The 840-nt window shown below is 60.5% G+C and carries 1 protein-coding gene; it reads left to right on the forward strand.

Going from position 1 to position 840, the window contains the following annotated elements; all coding sequences use genetic code 11:
- A partial coding sequence (locus C2L80_RS13990) for a molybdopterin-binding domain-containing protein (RefSeq protein ID WP_204600621.1) occupies positions 1-840 on the forward strand: 840 nt, incomplete at both ends.

Raw genomic sequence — 840 nt, forward strand, 5'->3', positions numbered from 1 at the left:
TGGAGAACGTAGGCGGCCCGAACCGCGCGCCCTCCGTGCCGGCGGGCAAGCTCCCGGACATCAAGCCTTACCAGGATGAAGTTGCCCAAGCGGGTGTCAAGCAGCCGTTTTTCGACCGGCGCGGCACATTCGATTTTCCGGCAGTTGCAAAGGGAAAGCTGCACGATCAGGTTGTCACGAACCGCATCGCAGACTGCCTGAACGAAGGCGAGCCGTACGATATCAAGGTGGCCATCTCCTATTGGAACAACTGGGTGTACTCGTGCACCGGCGCGCAGCGCTGGGAAGAAGCGCTCGCGAAGATCCCCTTCTTCGTGCACATCACGCTCAACCCCGCCGAGATGTCCCAGTTCGCCGACATCGTGCTGCCGGCGCGCCATCAGATGTTCGAGCGGTGGGGCTCGGTGACGAACAAGCAGGACCTCCACTCCTACACGGCGCTCGAGCAGCCGGTTGTCGAGCCCTTGTGGGACACGCTGACCGACGAGACCGAGATCGCGTGGCTCATTGCCGAGAAGCTTGCCGACAAGGGTTTTCCGAACGTGCTCAATTACTACCGGGAATGCTTCCATGACCCCGAGACCGATGCGGAGCCGCAAAGCGGCGAGGACCTGTCGCTTTTCGCCACGAAGCTGCTGACGAAAACGATTTGGGATCCTTCGGCAGACAAGAAGGGCGGCGACGAGCTATCCGGTTGGGACGAGTTCGTGGAGAAGGGCATATGGAACAGCAAGAGGCAGGGCTACCGAGAGCATTGGGACGACTTCGGCACCAAGACGGGCAAGTCCGAGTTCTACAGCGAAACGCTTAAAAGCATTCTGGAGGAGCACGCCTCAGGGT

Origin of the sequence: Rubneribacter badeniensis (assembly GCF_002899695.1) — a bacterium.
In the GTDB taxonomy this organism is placed as follows: domain Bacteria; phylum Actinomycetota; class Coriobacteriia; order Coriobacteriales; family Eggerthellaceae; genus Rubneribacter; species Rubneribacter badeniensis.